The organism is Scytonema hofmannii PCC 7110, from assembly GCF_000346485.2.
GTDB classification, from domain to species: domain Bacteria; phylum Cyanobacteriota; class Cyanobacteriia; order Cyanobacteriales; family Nostocaceae; genus Scytonema; species Scytonema hofmannii.
On record NZ_KQ976355.1, the window covers coordinates 279,441 to 301,211 of the forward strand.

The 21,771-nt window shown below is 42.2% G+C and carries 24 protein-coding genes and 1 pseudogene; 8 read left to right on the forward strand and 17 right to left on the reverse strand.

Features of this window, described 5'->3' with window-relative positions; all coding sequences use genetic code 11:
- Nucleotides 1-55 precede the first annotated feature (55 nt).
- The gene (locus tag WA1_RS50160) at nt 56-1,402 is read left to right on the forward strand and encodes a ParM/StbA family protein (RefSeq protein ID WP_017741104.1); all 1,347 of its coding nucleotides are present in this window, start codon (nt 56-58) and stop codon (nt 1,400-1,402) included.
- 88 nt (nt 1,403-1,490) lie between these two features.
- Here the strand turns inward: WA1_RS50160 and WA1_RS50165 are convergent, their stop codons facing one another.
- Nucleotides 1,491-1,775: a hypothetical protein gene (locus WA1_RS50165; protein WP_017741105.1), complete on the reverse strand. Its 285-nt coding sequence runs from the start codon at nt 1,773-1,775 to the stop codon at nt 1,491-1,493.
- A 355-nt stretch (nt 1,776-2,130) separates the two neighbouring features.
- Here WA1_RS50165 and WA1_RS50170 point away from each other — a divergent pair, with 355 nt between their 5' ends.
- Nucleotides 2,131-2,313: a hypothetical protein gene (locus WA1_RS50170; protein ID WP_017741106.1), complete on the forward strand. Its 183-nt coding sequence runs from the start codon at nt 2,131-2,133 to the stop codon at nt 2,311-2,313.
- A 20-nt stretch (nt 2,314-2,333) separates the two neighbouring features.
- On the opposite strand, the gene WA1_RS50175 is transcribed toward WA1_RS50170, so the two are convergent.
- From WA1_RS50175 to WA1_RS50190, 4 genes are all read right to left on the reverse strand, one after another.
- Complete coding sequence (locus tag WA1_RS50175; RefSeq protein WP_017741107.1) at nt 2,334-2,765, reverse strand: hypothetical protein; 432 nt, start codon at nt 2,763-2,765, stop codon at nt 2,334-2,336.
- 170 nt (nt 2,766-2,935) lie between these two features.
- Nucleotides 2,936-3,223, reverse strand: coding sequence for a hypothetical protein (locus tag WA1_RS50180; protein ID WP_017741108.1), 288 nt, complete (start codon nt 3,221-3,223; stop codon nt 2,936-2,938).
- A gap of 46 nt (nt 3,224-3,269) precedes the next feature.
- Nucleotides 3,270-4,205, reverse strand: coding sequence for a ParB/RepB/Spo0J family partition protein (locus tag WA1_RS50185; protein WP_017741109.1), 936 nt, complete (start codon nt 4,203-4,205; stop codon nt 3,270-3,272).
- Nucleotides 4,206-4,292: 87 nt separating this feature from the next.
- On the reverse strand, nt 4,293-5,075 hold the full coding sequence (locus tag WA1_RS50190; protein ID WP_017741110.1) for a ParA family protein: 783 nt from the start codon (nt 5,073-5,075) through the stop codon (nt 4,293-4,295).
- A 276-nt stretch (nt 5,076-5,351) separates the two neighbouring features.
- Here WA1_RS50190 and WA1_RS50195 point away from each other — a divergent pair, with 276 nt between their 5' ends.
- The 3 genes from WA1_RS50195 (at nt 5,352) to WA1_RS50205 (ending at nt 7,192) form a co-directional block, all read left to right on the forward strand.
- Nucleotides 5,352-5,621: a hypothetical protein gene (locus tag WA1_RS50195; protein WP_017741111.1), complete on the forward strand. Its 270-nt coding sequence runs from the start codon at nt 5,352-5,354 to the stop codon at nt 5,619-5,621.
- 249 nt (nt 5,622-5,870) lie between these two features.
- Nucleotides 5,871-6,836, forward strand: coding sequence for a ParM/StbA family protein (locus tag WA1_RS50200; protein ID WP_017741112.1), 966 nt, complete (start codon nt 5,871-5,873; stop codon nt 6,834-6,836).
- 53 nt (nt 6,837-6,889) lie between these two features.
- The gene (locus WA1_RS50205; RefSeq protein ID WP_017741113.1) at nt 6,890-7,192 is read left to right on the forward strand and encodes a hypothetical protein; all 303 of its coding nucleotides are present in this window, start codon (nt 6,890-6,892) and stop codon (nt 7,190-7,192) included.
- 110 nt (nt 7,193-7,302) lie between these two features.
- Here WA1_RS50205 and WA1_RS50210 read toward each other — a convergent pair whose 3' ends face one another.
- The 4 genes from WA1_RS50210 to WA1_RS50225 all read right to left on the reverse strand — a co-directional run bounded on the left by WA1_RS50210 (nt 7,303) and on the right by WA1_RS50225 (nt 9,391).
- Nucleotides 7,303-7,761 (reverse strand): hypothetical protein, encoded by a 459-nt coding sequence (locus tag WA1_RS50210; RefSeq protein WP_017741114.1) that lies wholly within the window; start codon nt 7,759-7,761, stop codon nt 7,303-7,305.
- A gap of 99 nt (nt 7,762-7,860) precedes the next feature.
- Nucleotides 7,861-8,265, reverse strand: coding sequence for a single-stranded DNA-binding protein (gene ssb / locus WA1_RS50215; RefSeq protein ID WP_017741115.1), 405 nt, complete (start codon nt 8,263-8,265; stop codon nt 7,861-7,863).
- A 133-nt stretch (nt 8,266-8,398) separates the two neighbouring features.
- Nucleotides 8,399-9,040 (reverse strand): hypothetical protein, encoded by a 642-nt coding sequence (locus WA1_RS50220; protein WP_017741116.1) that lies wholly within the window; start codon nt 9,038-9,040, stop codon nt 8,399-8,401.
- 168 nt (nt 9,041-9,208) lie between these two features.
- Nucleotides 9,209-9,391, reverse strand: coding sequence for a hypothetical protein (locus WA1_RS50225; RefSeq protein WP_017741117.1), 183 nt, complete (start codon nt 9,389-9,391; stop codon nt 9,209-9,211).
- A 573-nt stretch (nt 9,392-9,964) separates the two neighbouring features.
- On the opposite strand from WA1_RS50225, the gene WA1_RS50230 reads away from it, so the two are divergent.
- Together WA1_RS50230 and WA1_RS59125 are read left to right on the forward strand one after the other, a co-directional pair.
- Nucleotides 9,965-10,309 (forward strand): ArsR/SmtB family transcription factor, encoded by a 345-nt coding sequence (locus WA1_RS50230; RefSeq protein ID WP_017741118.1) that lies wholly within the window; start codon nt 9,965-9,967, stop codon nt 10,307-10,309.
- A gap of 2 nt (nt 10,310-10,311) precedes the next feature.
- A pseudogene (locus tag WA1_RS59125) lies at nt 10,312-12,651 on the forward strand (heavy metal translocating P-type ATPase).
- Between the two features lie 701 nt (nt 12,652-13,352).
- On the opposite strand, the gene WA1_RS50240 reads toward WA1_RS59125, so the two are convergent.
- From WA1_RS50240 to WA1_RS50260, 5 genes are all read right to left on the reverse strand, one after another.
- A complete protein-coding gene (locus WA1_RS50240; protein ID WP_017741121.1) occupies nt 13,353-14,030 on the reverse strand; it encodes a hypothetical protein in 678 nt (225 codons plus the stop codon).
- Between the two features lie 73 nt (nt 14,031-14,103).
- Nucleotides 14,104-14,778, reverse strand: coding sequence for a hypothetical protein (locus WA1_RS50245; RefSeq protein ID WP_017741122.1), 675 nt, complete (start codon nt 14,776-14,778; stop codon nt 14,104-14,106).
- Between the two features lie 131 nt (nt 14,779-14,909).
- Nucleotides 14,910-15,905, reverse strand: coding sequence for an AAA family ATPase (locus WA1_RS50250; protein ID WP_017741123.1), 996 nt, complete (start codon nt 15,903-15,905; stop codon nt 14,910-14,912).
- Entirely contained in the window at nt 15,877-16,872 is a 996-nt protein-coding gene (gene holA / locus WA1_RS50255) for a DNA polymerase III subunit delta (RefSeq protein WP_017741124.1), read from the reverse strand. Before holA ends, WA1_RS50250 begins: the two co-directional genes overlap by 29 nt.
- A gap of 352 nt (nt 16,873-17,224) precedes the next feature.
- Nucleotides 17,225-17,566 carry a hypothetical protein gene (locus WA1_RS50260; protein WP_017741126.1) on the reverse strand — a complete coding sequence of 114 codons (342 nt, stop codon included), beginning with the start codon at nt 17,564-17,566 and terminating at the stop codon, nt 17,225-17,227.
- A gap of 240 nt (nt 17,567-17,806) precedes the next feature.
- Between WA1_RS50260 and WA1_RS50265 the strand changes: the two genes are divergently transcribed.
- Nucleotides 17,807-18,205, forward strand: coding sequence for a hypothetical protein (locus WA1_RS50265; protein ID WP_272819484.1), 399 nt, complete (start codon nt 17,807-17,809; stop codon nt 18,203-18,205).
- A gap of 19 nt (nt 18,206-18,224) precedes the next feature.
- On the opposite strand, the gene WA1_RS50270 is transcribed toward WA1_RS50265, so the two are convergent.
- The 3 genes from WA1_RS50270 to WA1_RS50280 all read right to left on the reverse strand — a co-directional run bounded on the left by WA1_RS50270 (nt 18,225) and on the right by WA1_RS50280 (nt 21,664).
- Nucleotides 18,225-18,929, reverse strand: a complete 705-nt coding sequence (locus WA1_RS50270) for a hypothetical protein (RefSeq protein WP_017741128.1) — start codon at nt 18,927-18,929, stop codon at nt 18,225-18,227.
- A 160-nt stretch (nt 18,930-19,089) separates the two neighbouring features.
- A complete protein-coding gene (locus WA1_RS50275) occupies nt 19,090-21,183 on the reverse strand; it encodes a DNA polymerase (RefSeq protein WP_148663084.1) in 2,094 nt (697 codons plus the stop codon).
- Nucleotides 21,184-21,328: 145 nt separating this feature from the next.
- A complete protein-coding gene (locus WA1_RS50280; RefSeq protein ID WP_017741130.1) occupies nt 21,329-21,664 on the reverse strand; it encodes a hypothetical protein in 336 nt (111 codons plus the stop codon).
- Between the last annotated feature and the right edge of the window lie 107 nt (nt 21,665-21,771).

Here is a 21,771-nt window from a genome sequence, read left to right on the forward strand (position 1 = left end):
GTAGCCGGAGCGATGGTCATGGGAATTGTTATATTAGTTCATCTTAATAGGAAAAATGACACAATCACTTGGGAAAAATACAGCGAAAACAACAAAGACAAAGACAAAGGTAGTTATCACCCTAGACTTAGGAGGTAGCAAAACCAAGACAGTATTGAGTATCTATCCGGATGGAGAACCAGTAGTGGTAGTCATGGAACCGGAAATCGCAGATGTTTCTAAAGAATCTCTAACAAATTTACAAGCAGATGGTGTTCCTGAGAACAGATGTTGGGTAGGGATAGAAGGAGAGTATTACGCATTGGGGCTGTTGGGGCGAACTGCTTTTGGGGGTTTGTCGATGCTGAGGGATCTCAAGTACACCCTCGCTGTCCCGAAAATCTGCGGTATTTTATGGGTAGTGAAGGAAAAACTTAAGCTGGACGGCTCCTTAGAAGCATACGTGGCGGTATTGCTCCCACCGGGGGAGGTAGCTGATAGTCAGGCATTGGGATTGAAACTTAAAGAAGCCCTCAAGGGTTTTGAGACTCCGACTGGCGTAATGAAAGTGAAATTGTTAAACTTTGCAGCTCATCCTGAAGGGAACGGAGTACTTATTCATCGTATATTTTCACTAGGAGAAGAGGAGTACAGTTCTAAAACTCTTGCGTTGGTCATGATAGGCTTTCGCAACGCAAGTGCGTTTGTCTCGGTCAACGGTGTAATAACGACTGGGGTTTCGAGTGAATTTGGGATGTCCTGGATGGTTAACAAGTTTGTCAGCAAATGTTCTGGCTTATCCAAGGACGATCCCAAAGTAGTCCAAGCACTCGTACAAGCAGGTGTGGAATGCAACAGTGCGAGTTTTACGAAACTCTCTCGTAAGCGCAAATCCGAAGAAATTGCAGATGATGCTGGGGCAATGTCAGCAGCAGCAAAACTTTCTCGTGATGAATATGCTCGCGCCATATCAAGGTGGATTCGCTCGACAATACCTGCTAATACTCATGAAATTGTATTGTGTGGGGGGACTGCCGAGTATGTGCGTGCTGAGTTGAACACATATTTTGAGAAAGAAGGTATTGCTGTTGTATGGAATGGAGGTGTTGAGGTACCATCTACTGTCGATACTTCTGGAATGGGTAGTCGTCTCGCTGATGTTTGGGCGCAGCACGAAGCTTTTATCGAGCTGGTGGATGAGTTGACTGGGTACTCTCGACAAGCTCCTTTTGAAGTAGCTCCAGCTTCAGTAACTCCAGTGTCTGCATCCACAGGTGCGACACCGACTGATTATTCAACAACGACATCTGGTTATGTAAGTCTTTATAAGAATATTAGAGTAGCCGACCCAGACCGTCCTTCTTCTTCAAACACCCCATATGTTGAACCAAAGGGTGTTCTAAAATCGCACGATAAGCAGTAATTGGGTAGACGTATGGTGGGTAAAAAAAAGAAATGTCGTGACAGCATTTAGAATGCGCCACGACATTTCTTATTGAGCTTTAGCTGAATTAAAGAGATTGGTGGTGACCTAGGATACCGCGATACTCGAATAGATCGGGGTATCCTTTTTCTTCTTCACCAGGGATGTATTTTCCCCAGCGTCTTGCTATGTGGTCGCTGTTCCACCAAAACTTACCGTTTCGATACCAAACCGTGGTTTCACAGCAAATTTTGCTTCTGATAGTGATTGATTTTGTACCGTTGCTCCAGCCTTTGAACTGAACTGCGGGACTGAAACAATTACCACTAGCATTGGAAAACCAAATACCACAAATCTGAAAGTGGAAGTTCATGAGAGTTATTTGTCTATAGTGTTCAGCTAGTTGGTGCGTAGCATTAAAAAAGGACTTTGCCAAGGACTCCAATACTGGAATCCTTGACTTTCTAAAACACAGCTTCTTGCTGGCAAACGCAAATTTCGACTTGTGATGCTCTTGCAGTATCAGTTGATTAGATTGCTAGGTTAAACTAATGTCGGTATACCCATAATATTGCCGTTTGGCACGCTTATACTTCCAATTTTTTTCGGCAGCGTTATACTTCCAATGTCCCTAAGCCTTGTGGATTCTACATTTAGGGACGAATGAATTAAGAACTTACCCCCTAGAAAAATTAAGAATCTATTATCCTGAAAAAACTGGAATCGTTATGGCAGAACTGTTTAATAACCTTACGCGACAACCTAAAAATGAAATCTTAAGACTTCATTTTTTTGGCAAGCTTTTAGTTCCATTTTTGGTTTTCGGCAATCTTATGGTTCCAAGTCTTCAAAAAAAGATGCGATCGCCTCACGAAAAAATGAGCATTACAGCCTCAGTTGCGGCAACATAATGGTTCCAGTCGCGGCAATATTATCGGTATAACGACAGTAAGACTTTCAGCTTATCTTGCCCCTGGTGACAGGGACGACCTGTTGCATCAATTCCTTTCAGCAATGGCTCATAAACTATTGTCACTGCTGATTTAAAGTGTTCTTGACTAGCGGTGGAAAGTTTCTTTTGCCAGAACTTGAGAGAGATTATGTGTTCTAAGGATTGTCCCCTAGATTTAACACAGTACTGTGAATTTCCCTCTGCGTGCCTAAAATGCGTGCGGTGAAAAATCTCTAGTTCTAAATTCCCGCACCTGTGTTTGCGAAATCCCGCTTTCACTGGGTATAGCTCTCCATTGCAAAAGTAACACAGAAATTTTCCTGGATACTTACTTTTGATTTCAAGAGAAGAGGCGTAAGTATCGGAAATAACCATTTCTTCAGTTTGTTCGTGTTTTGCAATCGCAACCATAGTTAATATCTGAGTTTATTTTGTATTGTTCCCAAACTGAGAGTAGTAGTTGTGTTTGCAAATAATAAAAAGTAATGGTTGACTCTAAATCGTAATTGTTAGAAAAAACAACCGCTACACGTGTAACAGTTGTTTTTTAAGGGCGCTGTTTACTGGTAAAACAGTGTTGATTAATCTTTTTTTGGAGTTATTTCATCAATATAAAAGTGAACTTCCCCGTTCTTAGTGTGCCAACTGATAGTAGTTTTCTGGCTGCCAGCAATGATGCTTGACGTTATTGAAAAGCAACCTTCTGAGAGATATGTTCCATCTTCCAATATTGTACCGGGTATAGCTTGCCGGAAGGCTGGGCTGTCAGGACATTTGCCAGACAGCAAGTTATACCTTATTTCCCATTCAATTGAGTTGAGCACGGACGCAATCAGGGAATCAGTTGCCCCATCGAAAAACATTGCCATGAGGTTTTCTTTAGATTAACTTTCATAAAGAAAGGCTGTTAAGCCCCTACTTGTCAGTAATGTTTTTTGCTAATTTTTGAAGCTCGTCGATCAGTTGCTGTATTTGCTGGCGTTTCTCAGGATCTTCCCAAATAGTAGATGATTTCAATGTTTTAGAGACTTCAGCAAATTGTTGTTTCAGGGAGATTTCTTTTGGTTGACTCGATTGAGTCTTCTCTTGAATTGCTGCACGAATTTGACTCAGTGACCATTTTTCTGCAATTGCTTGGTTTAAAAGCTCCTTGAGTACATCTAAGTCTTGAATGCGTGCCAGTGCTCTTGCCTTTGTATACTCAATTCTTCCGGCTCGAAGTGCTTCTAGAATGGGGGTAGGTAGGTTGAGTAAAGGCAAGCGATGAGAAGCAAAGGATTCCCAACTCATTTTCCCTACTATGCGAAAGACGGATTCAACGATTAACAGTGTTTCTTCATTTCCGACAACGTTGTTGGAACCTCGTTTGGCTAGGCGGTGTAGGAGTTGAGAAACTTCTGTTGAAGGAATATCCAGTTTATTTGCTAACAAATTGATAATTCCTTCTGTCTCTTCCACTGGATTGAGGTCTTCTCTTTGCAAATTCTCAATCAATGCCAGTTCCATCGCCTGTACAGCCGTCATTTCCCTAACGACTGCGGGAACTTCAAGAAGTCCGATTTCCTTGGCTGCCCGATAACGGCGCTCTCCTGCGACTAACTCGTAGGAATTGTCTGATATTGGGCGAACTAATAATGGTTCCAGTATCCCATGAGTTCTGATTGACTCGGTTAGTTGCTGCAATTTCTCCGGGTCAAAGTAGCGGCGGGGTTGTTGGGTTGGTAGTTGAATGCTGGATATGTTAACGGTTATGGAATGTTCTCGCTCGACTGGAGCCAACTCAGTCGGACTAAAAATGCTGATGGTCGAGTCAGCTTTGAAAGGATTGTTGCCGAGACCTCGTTTAGACATAAACTCATCACTCCTTGAGACTTTTCCGACAACGTTGTTGGAAATAGATGGGATCGAAAATTAGGGGGCTGTGGTTCTCTAAGAATTTTAAATGCGCTTTAGGGCTTCATTCATCAAGTCTTTGTATGCTTTTGCTCCCGTACCTTTTGGATCGTGTTCAAATATCGACACCCCAAAACTAGGCGCTTCTGAAATCCTTACAGTTGTAGGGATGACTGTTTTGAACATGCGTTCAGTAAAATGCTCTTGCAAAGAAGCCAACACGTCTTTACTGATTTTCTGCCGTCCGTCAAACTTAGTGGCAAGTACGCCCAAAACGTTGACTTGATGGTCTAAAAAATTCTTCACCAAGTCAAAGGCATATTCTACCCCTTGAACGCCTAGTAACCCAACGTAGCTCATATCAACAGGAACAATCACACCATCACTGGCTTTGAGCGCGTTAATTGAGAACACGCCAATGTTAGGCGGACAATCGATTAGCGTAAAGTCGTACTCGCTATCCACTTCATTCAACACTCGCTTCAGCAGGTTCTCTCGTCCCGGCAATCCAGAAATTTGTAGTTCCTCAACTGCGAGCATAATATTGGATGGCAAGACATCAAATTGGGAAGAGCATACCTTTGCGATCGCCCCTTTGAACAGTTGCTTGCGCTCGGTGGGCGAATCGCTCTGAAGAACATCTTTGAGTTGAGTCTCTAGTTTCCAAATTTCGATACCAAGAGAAGCACCAGAGGTTCCTTGGGGATCGATATCGACCAATAAAACTTTCTTTTTCTTAAATCGGGAAATGCCATCCGCCAGATTAGTTGCAGTAGCAGATTTGCCCACTCCCCCCTTCATATTAAAAATTGCTATCTTATAAGCCATAAATTGAATTGCCGTAAAACTAAATTTATTGTGTCCGGTACTGGGAACTGGGAAATTCTTACCCCCGCTTCACCAATCCCCAGTCCCTTTTAAATCGAAGGTTATCAAAATTTACCACTAAAGTTGATTTATAGGAACAACTTTAGATATGCGCTACGGCTGTACTCCGCAATCGCTCGCCTATCGCTCCTGATAGAGAAGTTGGCAGAGATTGATAAGCTGTTATGAAGTCATGACGATAATGTAAAGTTAATAGACTGCATTCTATAAATAATTATGGACGACCAAATTCAAGACCTTAATATGCTTGATACCGAGTATCTTGCTTGGCTTGCCAAAGGATTCGACCCAGTTTTGGATCGGAATTTAATCCTTTTGTTTAAGGATAAGCCTCGTTATCGTCATCTAACTCGCTTTCTTGAACTGACGACCAAAGACCAGCCACCAACTGATGCCGAATGGGAAGAAATTTACTTGGTGTGGGATAAGAGATACAAAGAGCGTGGAGAAAAGACTCCAGAACTCGACCGGAAGCAATCATATTGAGATGGATGTAAGCCAAGAATTAGGCAATTACGACTTTCTCGGATTTTTGGGGTATAAGTGGGGGCTAAGCGTACCCTACGACTTTTTTCTCCAATTTAACCCCTATATAGGGTATATGTGTGTTATTCTTGGGGTATATTAAACCTATTAAGTTGTTGTACCCCATTTAGCCCCCACGAGCCAAGAATTCGTAACTCGTAATTTGTAATTAATCGCTTGCTCCTGTATCTAGATTACACTGCTTTTACCATGAAGAACATTCACGCGAATCAAAAAATTTTTTGTGCCGGTTTTGACAACGGCTATGGCAGCGTCAAACTGTTGGTCGATGGTTTTGATGTAGTCAGAATTCCCAGTTACATCTCACGAGAAGATATGGAAGATGTACCCGGTAGAGTAGTTTTTAACGGCAATGCTTACACTGTTGGGGAGTCGGCTTTCCGCACCGGATTTTACTTCGAGCGGAACACCGATAGCAACGTTAACAAAGTAAACAACGCCCTCATAACCTTACTGGGTGCGTTGGCTCATCTACCACACCGTAAGACTTGGCACTTAAAGCTTGTTGTCAGTTTGCATGATGTTGCTTTGACTGATGACTTGTTAGAAGTGCTTAATGGTGAATATCAACCAATGCTCGCTGGTAAACCCTCTGATGTCAGGGTAGAGGTTCTCAAAGTCGTACCTGAAGGTATGGGTGCTCTATTTGGTAGAAAACTGCCCAAAAGATTAACCGTTGTAGATTTTGGGAATGGGACAACGCTTTATTCTCGTTACTTTCAGGGGAAAAGAGAAGTCCATACTCCCTACGCTGCAGGTGTGGAAGCTCTTATTGGTGAGATTGCCAAGAAGATGAAACCTCTCAACGGCGGGAAGCTTGGTGATTTATCAAAAATTCGCTTTTGTCTTGAAATGGGACATACTAAGTACAGCCGCGACATCGATATCAAAGACGTTTACACCACTTGTCTTAAAGAGTGGTACGAAAGCTATCTGAAAAAACCAGTCAATCTCGCCCTGGAGTCAAAACACCAAGGTGATGAAATTTGGGCGATTGGTGGCGGTTGCTTGCTGCCTGGATTTAAAAAACTGCTCGTGCAGAACGGGTTTGAAATTCTCGATAACCCAGTGGAGGCTAATTCTTATGGGCTATTGCAAATGGCTAAAACCATTGGAGCTTCTTTCTCAACGAGCGGATCTACTGATGGTGTGTAATTGATGAACTCTTAATTACGAATTACGAATTACGAACTACGAATTTTTTTAGTATGGTTTCTCAGCAAGACAAAACTCCAGAAAAAGTCCGAATCAAAGACAGCTACCGCGATCGCATTTTTGCAGAATCGCAACGGTTGGGTAAAAGTTACCTTGAGACGCTTTACTTTATTGTGGATTGCTACTTTGCGTTTAAGCAGGGTGTGTTACCAGTACAGTCTGTAGTTGTTAACCACCAACCAGCACCCACAGAACGAAAGCAGCTTACTGTGGATGAGTCAACTCATATCCCAGATAACCCGCAAGTTGAATCTGTTGATGGTGAGGAGAGTTTTACGTTGGATTGGGAGTTGTGAATGACTATATAATTGCTATAATCTTATCTCAATTGTGGCGCAAATTTCTCCAATTTTGAAAAAAATTAATGCCAGCGACTTGCTGACACTAACTTTTTTGTACGAATGGTCTAGAACGGAATGTCATCCGGGTTGTTGCTATCCGTACTGTGATTGTCGTTCGTTGCGAGATATCCGTTGGTGCCGTTTGAGTTATTGGAAGCTGCAACAGCGACAAGTTCTCGATCTGTGTTTGGAATTAGAATTGATGATGTGGGTACGGTTGATGTTGTTGGTGTTGGTGTTAGGAGGAACTTGCGGATTACCAAGCTCGTGAGTTTATCTTTGTATTCGCCTTTGTCAATTGTCTGGTAATCAAGGAATCCGATTGCAACTCCCGTTGCCCCTTCGCCAGCTTCTGCTATTTGGACAGCAGGTGCGCCTTTTGTCCTGTAGTTGATTTGTGTTGGAGTTACTCCGTCCTTGCTGTAAAAGCAGAACTCCAACAACCCATAGCATATTTTGACACCTTCACTATCGAAGCGTTCGTTGATGGATTTTATGGTTACTGTCATGGTTGCGTTATTCATTGAGGTCTCCAGTGTATTTTCTGTTGGCGTAGGCGTAGCCTCATTCATTCCAAGGCTTTTGGGGATGAATGAGGTTTTGGGTGGAACTGGTTTGAAAATTTAGAAATTAGCGTTTGTTATTTCCTCTGCTGACGGAACTGGGGGTGTTCCGTTAGTGGGGGTAGTTGTTGCTTGCTGGTTCTGGTTTCTGGGCGATCCCAAGAGTTCGAGGTTCTGAACTCTAATAACGGGTTTGGTTCTCAGTTCGTTGGTTCGGGAGTCAATCCATTGATCGAGAACCAATTCCCCAACTACGCAAATTGTTGTGCCACTTCTGACATAGTTGGCAATTACGTCAGCCAAGTTTGACCAAGCTTCAACGTCAAACCACAAAGTTTCATCCTTCTTCTGTCCCCTGACGGCTAGGGATACAGAAGCCTTAACAGCACCGGACTCGAAGAATCGGCAGTCAGGGTCTTGTCCGGCGCGACCTATGAGGGTAACCTGATTGATATATTGGGACATATTCGTGACTTCCTTTTATAGTTTTTCTTTTATGCGCGTATGCGCCAAAAAAAAATCTAATTGCGTGCTGAGACTGCAAGCACAACTAGATTTTTCTTGTTACTGTTATCGATAACAGTGAGAGAGTTTTTGTTTAGGCTGTTGCTTGGAGTTGAACAGCTTTGATTTTCCCAGCCAGTTTCTTAGCTAGAGTTTTGGGTTGCTTCATCTTTGAGTGTCCAGGGATTGAGTGAGCTTTTGCCCACTCTTGCAGTTGTTCCAAAGATTGTTGTTCTAGTTCGTCCAATGTAGCCATGAGAGATTCGGCAGCATTGGACTCAACTGCCGATTCGACCGACTCTGCTGTTTCCGTTGTTTCGATTGTTTCTTCAGTTTCAATAGTTACAACGTCGTTACCAATTTCAGGGTTAGGCTCACAAAGGAGTGTCTGTGCGGCTTCTATCCCAGTTGTTTGACTGAGTTGTTGCTCTGCTTCTTCTGGTACTTGTGTCGTATTTGCTTCTTCTGTATGTGTTTGACTTACGTTGGAGGCAGAGATTTCTACAGAAGTAGCTGAAGGATTTGCTTGAGTAGTGATTTGACTTAACGACAAACTCTGAATGAGTTGAGTAATGCAAAATCCTTCTGGTTTCTTTTGTATCAAGATTCGATGCATTCCCCCTGATTTCTTGACGTTGATTGCAACTCCAGCGTTTCTCAGGCTGTTGGCTGTGGTTTGGAGAATGTTGAAGGGGACAAGTAGGAAAGCTTCGTTTTGACCAATGGTAATTGACATACAGACTTACTTTGTGTTAATTTTGATACTGTTTTCTAATTCGCGCATCGCGCAAGAACAAGGTTTTTTTACGATCGGAGATTGATTTGTTGTAAGGTTCAAAACCCCTCGATTTATCTAGGGGTAGTGCAGGATACCCTAAATAAACCTTCCTCATTTTTGTACGTGCTAGGCTCCGTTATCAATACTAGAAAGAGTGATTAACCACGAGATAAAAGAAATAGTGGTAGCACCATGAGGATAGGTTAGTAAGATTTGGATTTCACGTGGTTGTGCTCGTGCGATCGCAAATCTGCCAAAGCGAGCAAGGTTTATTATTTTGGGTGGATTTTGCTGCAGAAAACACTCCATTGGTTAGCGTTAGTGAGTAAAAAAGTATCGGATTTAACCAATAGCGAATGGATTGATTTGTGGCGACAGGGATTCGTACAGGTTATTGAGCGGTGGTTGTTGGCTGTGACAAAAAAATTTGTTTGAACATGAATGCAATAACTCATGCATTCATTTTTACCAACTTTTGATGATTAGGCATCCGAGACGGTATCCAGAGCAGACATACGGCGAAACTCGACTGCATAAGGGGTAGCGTTACTGCCAGTATCCCGGATTTTTAGCGTTTTACCAGCTTTTGGTTATTAGTTGGTATGTGTTTTTAAATGTTTATTCAATCCTTCACTAAAAAATTTATTTGAAGAAGGCAGATGGCAGAAGGCTCACTTCTGTTGGGGATTCTGACCCCAACTGATTGTAGACACTGAATAAATAGTAGTATTTTATACATAAATGGTAGAAGGCAGACGGAACTGAGGGTATTACTTGTTACCTTTAATACTTGTAACTCCCTTCTGCCCTCTGCCTTTCCCAGATAAACGCTAACATATCATTAGTTCATGATATGATGAATTAATCTAATTGATTAAGCCAATGGTGATACTCGCTCAAACCCAAGCTATTGACCTAAAAGCCAAACTCTTACGTGGTTTTTCCGACCCTTCACGGCTTGCTATCCTCGATGCCTTACGGGCAGGTTCTTTAACTGTGACGGAAATTGTAGAAATTACTGGTCTGAGTAAATCGAATGCCTCCAATCATTTGGGATGTCTCCGCGACTGTGGGTTAGTGACCAGTTCTCAGCAAGGACGCTATGTTCGTTATCAGCTTAGTGACTCAAGAGTAGCGACTGTTCTACACCTGATAGATGAGCTATTGGCGGACGTGGCAAAAGGGGTTTACGAATGCACCCGTTATAGCGAAAAGGAGAAATGTTAATTATGTCCAACCTGCAAACGCTTGAGGTTGTGGTTAACGGGATGGACTGCGCCGATTGTGCAAGGCACGTTCAGCAGGCAATAGGAAAACTGTCTGGTGTCGCATCAGTCGAAGCTTTCTGGTCTTCTAAGAAAGCAGTTGTTCAGCTTAATCCAAGGCAAGTAGGGTTAGCCGATATCTGCTCGGCAGTCGAAGCCGCTGGGTATTCTATTATTACACCAAAACCAGAAGATACGCTTAACTCTAGCTTGCAGAAAACGCTTGAAGTGGCGGTGAACGGGATGGATTGTGCGGATTGTGCGAGGCACGTTCAGCAGGCTATCGGGAAGTTAGCTGGTGTCAAATCAGTCGATACCTTTGTTTCTTCCAAAAAAGCTGTTATTCAACTTGATCCGACACAGGTGACTTTAGCTGATATTCGTCAAGCGGTAGAAAATGCCGGGTATTCGCTCCCCACAGAAACTAAAGACAATCCTGCACATCAGTCTTTCAGTGATTTTCAAAAAAACATTTTAGTTTTGTTCGGTGTTGTCTTTGGGACTGTTCTATTCATTATTGTGGTGGGTGAACGATTGGGACTTTTTGCCGCTTTGACCAAGCACGTCCCTTGGTTCATTGGTTTGGCGATTGTTTTGCTTGTGGGCTTTCCCCTCTTTGGCAATGTCATTGGCACAACCCTTAAAGGGAGAATTACCGCTCATACTCTTATGACCATTGGCATCATAGCTGCCCTCGTTGTTGGTGAATGGGCTACGGCTGCTATTGTCGTGTTCTTCATGTATATCGGAGAGTATGTCGAGAAGTTCACGGCGGAGCGTGCCCGTCGTGCCGTTAAAGATTTAACCGCAATGGCTCCTAAAATGGCGCGGGTTGTACGAAATGGTGTAGAGCAAGAAGTACCAGTAGGCGAAGTTCTCTTAGGCGAAACAATCATCGTCCGACCTGGTGAGAAAATTCCTGTTGATGGTGAAGTACTTAGCGGTCAAGCAACGGTTGACCAAGCAACTATTACTGGCGAATCCATACCCATTGAGGTTAGTGCTGGTGCTAGTGTGTTCGCAGCCACTATAGCCTGTTTAGGCAGTCTGCACATCCGCGCTACCCATATCGATAAAGACACCACCTTTGGGCGGGTCATCAAAATGGTGGAGGAAGCGGAAAGACACCGAGCAGGTGTACAGCGCATTGCTGATAAGTTTTCAGCCTATTTCCTACCTTTTGTGATAGGTATTGCTACTCTCACCTTCGTTGTTCGTCGCGATCCCCTGGCTACTGCGGCGGTACTGGTAGTAGCTTGCTCCTGCTCCTTAGCCCTGGCAACTCCCGTTGCGATGCTGGCTTCTATTGGTGCAGGTGCCAAACGCGGTCTCCTCATTAAAGGTGGCAAGTATCTGGAGGTACTAGATCGTGCAGATGTATTGTTAATTGACAAGACGGGAACACTCACATCGGGGCGTCCGCAAATTACAGATGTAATACCGTTGGGGAACGTTTCTGAATCTCAATTACTACAGGTTGCTGCCTCTGCTGAACGCTACTCTGAGCATCCTTTAGCTTTAGCAGTACGTAATGCTGCCTAGCAACGCCAACTAACATTGCACGAGCCTATTGATTTTACAGCAGTACCTGGCATGGGTGTACGAGCACGAATCAATGACATTGCTGTGACTGTTGGCAATCGCCGGATGCTGCCAACAACAGTATCTTCTCCCATTGCTGATGAACTGGAAGTACAAGGAAAAACGCTGTTATTTGTAGCCTTTGATAATAACTTAGTTGGTGTACTTGCTGCCGCTGATGCTTTACGCCAAGAAGTGCCACGAGCGCTCGCTGCTGTACGTCGCCTTGGTGTACGGCACGTTGAACTGCTTACTGGTGATAATGAACGGACTGCCAAGATGATTGCCTCACGCCTTGGAGTAAGTTATCGTGCCAACCTCTTGCCTGAAGACAAGATTGCTGTCGTGAAATCTTACCAAGCTAAAGGGCATACCGTTATTATGGTGGGCGACGGCGTGAACGATGCGCCATCTCTAGCGCAAGCTGATATTGGCATAGCAATGGGAGTAGCTGGCACTGATGTGGCAATTGAAGCTGCACACATCGCCCTGATGCGAGACGATTGGACACTCGTTCCTGAAGTACTGTATATTGCTTACCGCACAATGCGGGTGGTCAAACTAAACATTGCTTTTACCACAGTATATAACTTGGCTGGGTTATCACTGGCTGCTCTAGGTTTTCTACCACCTATCTTCGCGGCGGTTGCCCAAGTCTTACCTGACTTAGGTATCCTTGCTAACTCGGCTCGCTTGCTTAGAATACCTGGAAAAGCAAGATAGCTAAAAACATAAAATGAAGGTTTGAAAATCTGCTGTTTTAACTAACGTTTTTTCTAGTTGCAGTTAATTCCTAAGTTGGTAAAATGCCAACTTAGGGTCATTTGTTGGCATTACACGAAATGAGAATGGGATGCTTAATCTCATCTTCAGTCAACCGTCTGTTTGCATTTTTTCATGTAGCACTGAATTTTCAAGAATGGCTAAAAGGTAGCTATAATCAAGGTTTTCAGACTATCTTGCATGATTTTACAAACATCTCGGCTCAATGCCTATCGTCGCTTCTTTATTAGGACAAAGAAGGCGAACGCTTGAAACCATAACCTAGCTAGGTCTAACCCCACTACCCGATCCGAGTGGGGTTTTTGCAGCTTTAACCGTGCTTGTTTGCTTTGGTACAGCTATCTATAGCATTAAGTCGTGGAAGATTAAATGCAGCATTATAGGCAAGGTCACCACTCGGAATAAGTGGTTTGTTTTGTAGCTTGATTTGTGAATTTTTCTCCAACCATAACTAATGGTCAATTCGGAGATAAAAACTAACGTGAGAATTTGAGTAATTGTGAGAATTTTCATCTTTGAATATTTAAACGAACTCCTATCGATTCAAAGCGTAGCTCTTACTTAGTATTTAAATAAAAATGGTTCTAGAGTTGTAATCCACACTCTTATTGCGGCAATAAGAGTGTGATGGTTGCTTTTACCTAGAATAACGATAACTGTACGTTGGCTATTGTGGTTTCTTCTTTTGGCTGAGTTGACGGGTGTTTGGTTTTTCTAGATTTCATTCCCCAACCTTGTTTTTCTGCTTCTCGGACTACCATTTCGCGTAGATCTCTCGCCAGTGATTCATAATCACATTTAATTGTGTCGTAGTTAACGAAGAAACCGTCTCCAAAGAGATTCCAGAAATTAGTGTTGGGGTCTAATCGTTTGTGTTTTGCGAGGGTTTGATACCCAGCCCAAAGATACACTGAGACCCAGTTGCTTTTGATAGGTATGTCTAGTGAGGCAGTCATGATAGCAGCAGCAACTTCACTTGGGGATACTATCTCAGATACTGAATCGGCATCCAGGTCAGCAAACACCATGTCCAGCCTGTCAACTGCAATCGCAGTCATTAGCCAAGGTGGTAATGACTGCGATTGTGAAGAACCGCTAACCATAATCGGACCTGCTAAATACTTAACTAGGTTGATATCAACTCCGCTAAATTCTAATAAGCTTGCGAAGACAAATTTGTTAACGCCTAATTCTGCCATGACACGCATCATTTTACGTGTGTTGGGACTTATAGTTTGTATGCTTTGTTGTACAAGGGTTTGTTTTTCTACCTCTGCGACATCAAATAAGGTGTAGTTGTGAAGATTCTTTTTAGCCATGGTAGTTTTTGAAAGTTAATATGGTAAGTTTTTGGTTGATAGAGATTGTCAGATTGTAATGAGTCAGAATTATTCATTCCTGCTCGAGTTGCTGGAGGATGGTAGGGGGAGTTTTGTAAATGTATGTCCAACCTGCGAGAGCGTCCTTACGCTCTAGAGCAGTTACTTTTTCTCGAATGACCAATCCAGCATTAAACATTTTTTGTAGGTAAACACTAAGATTACCTACAGTTTTTTTGGAAGTGTTTCCTTCTTGGAGAGATGCTATTTGACTGGCGCTTGCTGAACCTTTTTCTTGTAATAAGTTTAATAACTCCTTAACTTTATTAGGAACTTGACCGACTAGGTGTGGTTTTCCTTCTTCATCTATTGCCCAAACAATTATGTTCGGATTGAAGCGGCAAGCCTGACTTTCTAAACTTTCCATTGCCATTGATTGCACATTAGTAAAGAGAACTGGGGTCTTAAGTTCTAAAGCAATATCGGATGCAGACTCTACTAAAATTCTGGCAGAACAGGGTGTTAATACATCTATGCTCTTAAGGTTAACTACGTAAAAAATGTCATTTTTAGCGGGATTGAAAAATTCTTTTAAGAAACAAATCATCTCTGGGGTACGAAAATCTTTATCACCTAATTCGAGAAGTATAACGAAATTTCGTGACTTCTCGTTTGTTGCTTCAATTACACCATCAGGATGTCTTTTTTTAAGTTCTTGAAGCAAATCTAGCTTTTTAATGACTGCCATTTCTTAAACTCCTAGAAAAAACGAGGGATTAACCAAAAAACACATTGTACTTACCAAAATACGAGCGCTCCTTCTTCCATTGTTTTCATCCCCCCTAAAATTTTTCTTTGTGGGGAGGATGAATATTTGCCTCAGTTAATAAGTTCCATAAGCAGTACATCCCAAACAAGCTTGGGTTGTATAAACATTTGAATCTGCATTTTGGCATTTTGCAACTTCTCAATCAAAGAAGCATCTGAAGTTTGCTGCCACCACAACCACTGTAAGTATTGCAAAATCCACAATTGAGCGTGGAGTTCTAATGTTTCCACTGCTCTACTTATATTGATGACTTTGAGAATATCTTTTGGCGGTTGTTTCAGTTCTAATAGAAGTTCTGCCGGAATTGATTTGAGTTGCTTGTAGTGGTAAATTGCCGCTCCTGGGCTACCTGTTGCCAAGCCCATGACACTCTTGACCTCTAAGATTTCTGAATACCCTAGCCTAGTGAGAACCTCAAGCATTTGTTCATTGCTCAAGCGGTTGAATAACAAGTGCTGGCAGCGGCTAGCGATCGTTGACAATAGCCGTTTTGGTTCACTGGATATTAGGATGAGAATGCCGTTAGTAGGGTTTTCCAGGGTTTTGAGCAAGGCGTTGGCAGCAGCTGTTTGCATCTGTTCGGCACATTGTATGACGACAACCTTTTTGGTTGCGATAAGTGCAGAAGTTCCCAAAAATTCGGTAATAGTTCTAACTTGCTCTATTCTAATCAATGGCAAGCTTTTGCTTTTTACCTCGTGTTCTGCTGCAATAGATGCCGTCAGCTGCTGACCTTGGTGTAGGTATGTTGGCTCAACCCAAAGGACATCTGGATGTTCTGTTGGGTTTGCATATCCAAGTTGCTCAACAAAGCACTTGGCTGTGAGGGTTTTCCCGACCCCATCTGGACCTGAGAACAAGTATGCCGTTCCTACGCGATCTCTTTCCAAAGCATTTTTCAAGACGGCGATCGCAACGAATTGCCCTAGAATATCGCTCCAACTTAGGGTTTTGGGAATTTGCTTGAAGAGTTGAGTTTCAGGTTGTACAGCCTGGTAGGGTTGTTGTACTGGTTCATCATTTAATAAGCTGAGTTGATTGTTCATCGCCTTTGCAGAGTTTGATAATGTGAGTTTGGAGTGTGCGGGTGTCATCAGCCCCGCCTTTCAATGCCATTTCTAATTCGAGAAGTGTAGAAAGGGCATTCCTTAGGTTAGATAAACTAACTTGTGCCACCTCTTGTTTGAGGTAGTAAAGGCGTTTGGGATTTTTTAATTCCGCAGTAGACGCAATTTTGCTATCATCTTTTAAGCCTTGTACAAGGCAAGCTTTGACGATCAGCCAAGTGTCAAAGCAAGTTGTTAGTGTTGCTTGTATTTTGAGAGGAGGTTCATTTTGCTCAAGAAGGTTGTTTAGGAGTTTGAGCGAAGATGCAATCTCTCTTTTTCTGCAAGCCTCAGCTAGTGCTAGGCTGTTAGTAGCATTATTCGTAACAAGTGCCTTCACCGCATTTAAGGTGATAGTCGTTCCGTTTGTGTAGAGTTTGAGCTTTTCTAGTTCGTTCCATAAAAGTCTTGTATTGTTGCCAATAGCTTCAGCTAGGTAAGGGATGGCATTCTTATCGACTTCCATACCTAACATGGAAGCGAATTTACACACTTGTTGTTGTAGATCCGTGGTTTTCCATTGAGGAATCAAGGGATATTCCTCAACTTGCGCGTGTTCTAACAGCAGTTTTACAGATTTGTTTCTGCTGTCTGGCTTGCTCGTATTGGTAATTAGTAGGATGTTTCTATCCGGAATACTTTGTAATGTTTGCTCTAATTGAAGTAAGACATCAGCAGGACACCCTTCCAAAAGGGTGCTGTTGGGAAGATGAACTATCTTGCAACCTTGCCCAAACGGAAGAGTCATGATTTCTGCAAGCGCTAGAGGAACTGTTTCTTTGTCATTTGGTAACAGTTGGGTGTAGTTGAAGCATTTCCATTCTGGATCTATATGCTGTTCTATTAATTTTCTGACAGCACGTTCTATGAGGAAATCATCTTCCCCCCAATAAAGATATACGGGCATATTCAAATTGGATTTTTGTAGGGATTTTAGGGAAATAAGCGTAAGCTAACTCTTGGTTTTGATACCAGAGGGTTAGCTTGACGCATTCAAATTCATTTCATTTGTTCTTCCATAATTAACAGAACGATGCACGCAAGGCTGAAACTGAGGAAACCGATAGCTTTTAATATTCCAATGGGCAGAAAGAGTATTCCAATAGAAATGAGGAAACTTAGCCATTTGGCTGTTGTAATAGCTGTTTTGAAATGTTTTCGATTAAAATTCATGTATTTTCTCACAGAACACTTGTATACTTTAACCAAATAGAGGACATACCCTGTAAGGGTATGTCTATTGAGGTGGTAATATTAGTCTAAAAATTCATATTAGACAAGTCGGAAACAACTGCTCCCATATCATAAATGATTGAATTGAGGAAGCAAACCCATAAGCCCAACCATTCTTCTATACTGACTTGGTCCTGTTTAACCTCTACACTTTTGTCTGCCATATTGACTAACATATGAATTTCTATTTCTCCGCTCTTCGTTCTTATACCCATATATATGACTGAACCTATCTCTTCGCAACAAGTGTTTGTTCCATTAGGTAACACAAATTTTGTTGCAGGAACGAGTGATAGTTGAGCGAGGTTTTCTGGAGCTAAGAAAGAGCGCATTTCTTCTGGCGAAATCGGAAGTTGTATGGTGCCCATATTTTTTATCGCAACTAACAATTGTGTAGCCGTTAGGCTTCCCTTTGTCTGAAATAATGTGTCCTTTGCGGTTTCTATGAATTTCTGATAAAGCTAGAAAAATGGGAATTACGGCAGTAGATATTTGGCAGCCATCTTAAAGAGGGAACCTGCTTAAGAATTTATCAAATATTTAAAATCTTTATAGTTAATTAAGTGTGATTGGGGGTATAACAGTAACAAATGTTTTTTGTTTTTTATATGAAATCATTGCGAGAAGAGGTTGACAAGGTAGAATTATTTGTATCTCAAGCCAAAAGGGAAACTGTGAGCGAGAGAGAGCAACAAATTCATGACGGTTATCTTGCTGAAATCGGAGTGAAGGATGTTAGCAAGATGAAAGAAGTTGATATAGATAAATTGGTGCAGAATTTGGCATCTGGCGAATGTTCTCAAGAGTACGTCATGAATTTGGCGTACTATATAGCTGCCCATGCACCATCTAGTGTTGCAGGAAAGTTTCTCTACAGCGATCTAGACGGTGATGGTGTTCCCCTAATTGAAGAAATTGGTAGGGGTACTGACCCATTTGCGTATGATGAGCCTAAACAGCAAAAAGTGGTAGCCGTTCATAACAAGACGAGTGATTTAGAACTTTAAAACTCTGGTATTTTAATTCTTAGATGCTTTTTCCGATGGAACGTAGGTAGTCCAATCCTTCCAGATATTGGATAAGGCAGCTTGATTTTCCAACTTGATATAGCGAAATTGCGCTTTCCCATTCTCTGGGAGACGCTTTTTTATCAGACAGAATTTTCACGAGTGTGATAGGTAATCTTATTTCTTTGCCCGTTGAATCATTATGAAGTACAGTTTCGTTCATTAGCTCCTCTTGACTAAGAACCTCGCCTGTATCAGACAGGTTGATTTCATGTAACTTAGTAGCAACCCCTGACAAAGGTAAATTATATTGTGTACTTCGTCGGGGTTGTCTGCGCTTAGGTTTTAAGTTGCATCGGGTCTTAATGACTACGGGATTTTGAGGTTCATGAACAGCAAATATTTGTGGTAGTGATAGTGAGATTTGTCCTTCTGGTATTTCTACGATTTCCTCATTTTTTTTAGAGAGAATCTTAAAGGAGTAATCTGCTGTTTCGCGTGGACTACCAGATTTTTTTAGTTTGACTCTGAGGTGGTGCAATATTTGGGTTTCCACCACTGTTTCTTCTGTTATAACTTTTGGACGTCGTTCCCACCATTCTATAACCACAATGCGGTCACCTGATAAACCCTCATAAACGTTCTTCAATTCGACATTTGAATATTTTGATTTGAATTGTTGAATCCAAATTTTTTGCTGTTGGCTGAGTCTCGGTTTTGGCATAGTTATTCTTGAGTAATTGGTGTCGCATAAATGCTATAGGCGTATTTATGCAGCATTTTTTATTAAGAATTGCGAATGTTAAGGAGTTAGGGACAGGGGCTTATAGGCATTTGTTCTGATGAAAATACAACAGCTATTGTTTTGACTGTTTTGAGGGCTTTTACAGTTTGTCTGCCCAAGAATCGCAGATAATTGACTCTGGTGATTCGTTTTTGTGTACTGGGATGAGTGAGATGAATTGGCTCATGCTCCAACGCATGACTTCTTGGGTAGTTTTAGCGACTTCACAGGCATATTCAACAGCAGCAATTACATCTAACTCATCGTGACAAGAGTTTCCTATCCAAACTTTTCCAACCCATTCTGGATGTTGGTCGTAAATTTCTATGAATCTGGCTTTGGCAAGCTTAATAACTGTAGCTTCTGTGATTGTCCAGTAGGCGGCACAGGCATCTGGCAAGCGTACTGAACGCCGCTTTCTATCTCCAACATCTTGGGGATATTTGGGTAAAAACACGTACCGTCCTGACAGTGATTTAACACAGCCAACACCAAAATTAGTGCGAGCTTCTATTTCAGCCAGCCCCAAAACGGGGGGTTTGAATTTGCTGGCATCCTGCACTATTTGCCACTGGAATTGCGCCAGGGTTGAATAGGTTTTCTTCCAGCTGCTAATGTGTAATTTCGCTTCTGACAAACTTAGCTCAATACCAGAACCTACTCTCACTGTTTCTTGATGTCGTTTGGGTCCCGATCCGTTCTGACATCCATAATGAGCATTTTTACTGACTGACCTCAATAATGAGGCTTGGGGATGGTTTGGATGTGTTTTATCGTTTTTCCAGCGTTTGATGTTTTCTTCAGTCCACTCCTTACCCAATCCTTGAAGAGTGGCAATTTTGGCAGCAATAACGCAGAAGGCATCTCCAGTAGGCGAATTGAGCTTCTGGATAAGCAGTTTGTCACCCGATGCTTGGGCAGCGATCGCAGTGTGAGCGCCCATCAAGTCGTTGATGATATATTTGTGTCCTGGTGGAGCGACAAACACGCTTCGCACGCTTGGTAGGTTAAACTGCCTTAGCTCATATGGCATTTTGTCTGGGTGTGGTGGATTTTGTAGGTTGGGTTCATGGCAGTTCGATCGTCCTAGCCCCATTTGCCCAATTTGGTTGTAGCTTCCTTTAACTCGACCATCTTTCACATTTCTAGCAATCCCTTTGAGGTAGTTGATGTAATTTTGCTGGGTACGGATGAGGGATAGCAATTTGAGGGACGGAATACGCCAATGAACGCTGAGGGTTTCTGCTGATGTGTCTTTAAGATTGAGTTGAAATTTTGCATTAATAAGTGGTTTCAGAGCCTTTGGACTGTTAAGTACTGCTATGGCTTCTGGGAAAGTTGTTTGCAGCCCAGAGAGCAATTTTTCCAATACTGATTCATATTCAGTAATGACCTGTTGCAGAACATTAGAATCTACAGGCATCCCGTAATGTTCCATTTGGGCAAATGCTGGGGAAGCGCCGCACTCAATCAGTCCATGTTTCCAAGCACCCACCGCTTCCATTAGGGGTTTGAGCTTGTCATAAATTTGCAACACCACAGATGCATCAATAGCAGCATAATTTATCTGTCGATTGGAGAGCTTTCCTTCTCCCAATTCTCCCCAGCCCCAATCTGAGGTTTGGGCAGTTTTGTCAATGGGAATTGCCAACCGCAGGCATACAGATTCTAAGGAATGGGGACGGTTGTTTACTTGGTCTAACCATTGCGTTAGCCCTGCCCAATACACTTGTGATAGGAGTTGGGTGTCTATAATATTACGGATGGGGAATCCGTATTTGGCAAGCATAAAGGCTTGTTCAAACCGCATGGCATGACCGACTACTGCTACTTTGGGGTTTGCTAATCTTTCTCTTAAAGTCTTCCAAAATCCAAGTTTCTCCAAATGTTGATAAATATGTGTTCGTTCCTGGGGTGTCCATCCCAAATCAATCACCATAACTAAGCAACTACCGGAGGACAGCTCTACTGCTATTTGTATGAGCCTAATTTCCCCAGTGTTTGGAGATAAGGCTCCGTCTGAGTCTCGTATTGTTGAATAACTTTCTAAGTCAAACCCAAATCTGGAGCAGTTTTTCCACACTTCAAAACATTGGTTGAATCGCTTGTCGTCGAGTAAGACTACCTCTTGATTTTTGACCGGATCTGGTTCAAGCATTAATGAGAATTGGTACGAGCTATTGTTTTTACTCATGCTATGTGGTTTCAGGTTTTGATGCATATAGGGTCTTATTGAAATCACCCCGATTCCTGTTGGGCGTAGCCAACACGTTGAATAAAAAATGATTGCGAGCTAAGCGAGTGAGGAGTTTTACACCGATTTCCCGATCTTTTTAAAGTCAATTGCTTGCCCAAGTGTGGATTTGTTGCAAGCAATCATCTATGGTACCACTAGCTAGTTCCCATTCTGGGGAGCCAATTAAAATTTGGAAAGAATTACCAGTCTGAATGATTCGTGGTGAAAATTCTTTTAGAGTTTGGTAAATCTGATTAATCTTCGCATTGTGCGAATTTAGGTATTTCACCATTCTTGAGATATTTAATTCACTCAGTTTGTGAGTTTTCCCTCTCTCAAATCTTGCTAGTTGGTAAGGAGTGCATTCTCCGTTTTGAGCTAACAAAAGACGACTCACTTTACGGGTGATTCTCAGAGCCATTAATTCTTGTCCAGTCATTTTTAATGTCAAATAGTCGCTCCAATGTATTTAATGTAAGTTAGAAATTTGTAATTTGATTAACTGATAAACTTCTCAATGTACGGATTGACCAGCACTTTAGGTTT

Excerpts from the sequence above, each read along its gene's own strand:
- WA1_RS50195 (WP_017741111.1), top strand. The coding sequence starts at position 5,352 with ATGGACGACCAAATTCAAGACCTTAATATGCTTGATACCGAGTATCTT.
- WA1_RS50280 (WP_017741130.1), bottom strand. The coding sequence starts at position 21,664 with ATGACTGGACAAGAATTAATGGCTCTGAGAATCACCCGTAAAGTGAGT.
- WA1_RS50225 (WP_017741117.1), bottom strand. The coding sequence starts at position 9,391 with ATGGAGTGTTTTCTGCAGCAAAATCCACCCAAAATAATAAACCTTGCT.
- WA1_RS50245 (WP_017741122.1), bottom strand. The coding sequence starts at position 14,778 with ATGGCAGTCATTAAAAAGCTAGATTTGCTTCAAGAACTTAAAAAAAGA.
- WA1_RS50250 (WP_017741123.1), bottom strand. The coding sequence starts at position 15,905 with ATGAACAATCAACTCAGCTTATTAAATGATGAACCAGTACAACAACCC.
- WA1_RS50240 (WP_017741121.1), bottom strand. The coding sequence starts at position 14,030 with ATGGCTAAAAAGAATCTTCACAACTACACCTTATTTGATGTCGCAGAG.
- WA1_RS50185 (WP_017741109.1), bottom strand. The coding sequence starts at position 4,205 with ATGTCTAAACGAGGTCTCGGCAACAATCCTTTCAAAGCTGACTCGACC.
- WA1_RS50180 (WP_017741108.1), bottom strand. The coding sequence starts at position 3,223 with ATGGCAATGTTTTTCGATGGGGCAACTGATTCCCTGATTGCGTCCGTG.
- WA1_RS50260 (WP_017741126.1), bottom strand. The coding sequence starts at position 17,566 with ATGGGCACCATACAACTTCCGATTTCGCCAGAAGAAATGCGCTCTTTC.
- WA1_RS50160 (WP_017741104.1), top strand. The coding sequence starts at position 56 with ATGACACAATCACTTGGGAAAAATACAGCGAAAACAACAAAGACAAAG.
- ssb (WP_017741115.1), bottom strand. The coding sequence starts at position 8,265 with ATGTCCCAATATATCAATCAGGTTACCCTCATAGGTCGCGCCGGACAA.
- WA1_RS50230 (WP_017741118.1), top strand. The coding sequence starts at position 9,965 with ATGGTGATACTCGCTCAAACCCAAGCTATTGACCTAAAAGCCAAACTC.
- WA1_RS50270 (WP_017741128.1), bottom strand. The coding sequence starts at position 18,929 with ATGCCAAAACCGAGACTCAGCCAACAGCAAAAAATTTGGATTCAACAA.
- WA1_RS50175 (WP_017741107.1), bottom strand. The coding sequence starts at position 2,765 with ATGGTTGCGATTGCAAAACACGAACAAACTGAAGAAATGGTTATTTCC.
- WA1_RS50275 (WP_148663084.1), bottom strand. The coding sequence starts at position 21,183 with ATGAGTAAAAACAATAGCTCGTACCAATTCTCATTAATGCTTGAACCA.
- holA (WP_017741124.1), bottom strand. The coding sequence starts at position 16,872 with ATGCCCGTATATCTTTATTGGGGGGAAGATGATTTCCTCATAGAACGT.
- WA1_RS50170 (WP_017741106.1), top strand. The coding sequence starts at position 2,131 with ATGGCAGAACTGTTTAATAACCTTACGCGACAACCTAAAAATGAAATC.
- WA1_RS50205 (WP_017741113.1), top strand. The coding sequence starts at position 6,890 with ATGGTTTCTCAGCAAGACAAAACTCCAGAAAAAGTCCGAATCAAAGAC.
- WA1_RS50210 (WP_017741114.1), bottom strand. The coding sequence starts at position 7,761 with ATGAATAACGCAACCATGACAGTAACCATAAAATCCATCAACGAACGC.
- WA1_RS50190 (WP_017741110.1), bottom strand. The coding sequence starts at position 5,075 with ATGGCTTATAAGATAGCAATTTTTAATATGAAGGGGGGAGTGGGCAAA.
- WA1_RS50265 (WP_272819484.1), top strand. The coding sequence starts at position 17,807 with ATGAAATCATTGCGAGAAGAGGTTGACAAGGTAGAATTATTTGTATCT.
- WA1_RS50200 (WP_017741112.1), top strand. The coding sequence starts at position 5,871 with ATGAAGAACATTCACGCGAATCAAAAAATTTTTTGTGCCGGTTTTGAC.
- WA1_RS50220 (WP_017741116.1), bottom strand. The coding sequence starts at position 9,040 with ATGTCAATTACCATTGGTCAAAACGAAGCTTTCCTACTTGTCCCCTTC.
- WA1_RS50165 (WP_017741105.1), bottom strand. The coding sequence starts at position 1,775 with ATGAACTTCCACTTTCAGATTTGTGGTATTTGGTTTTCCAATGCTAGT.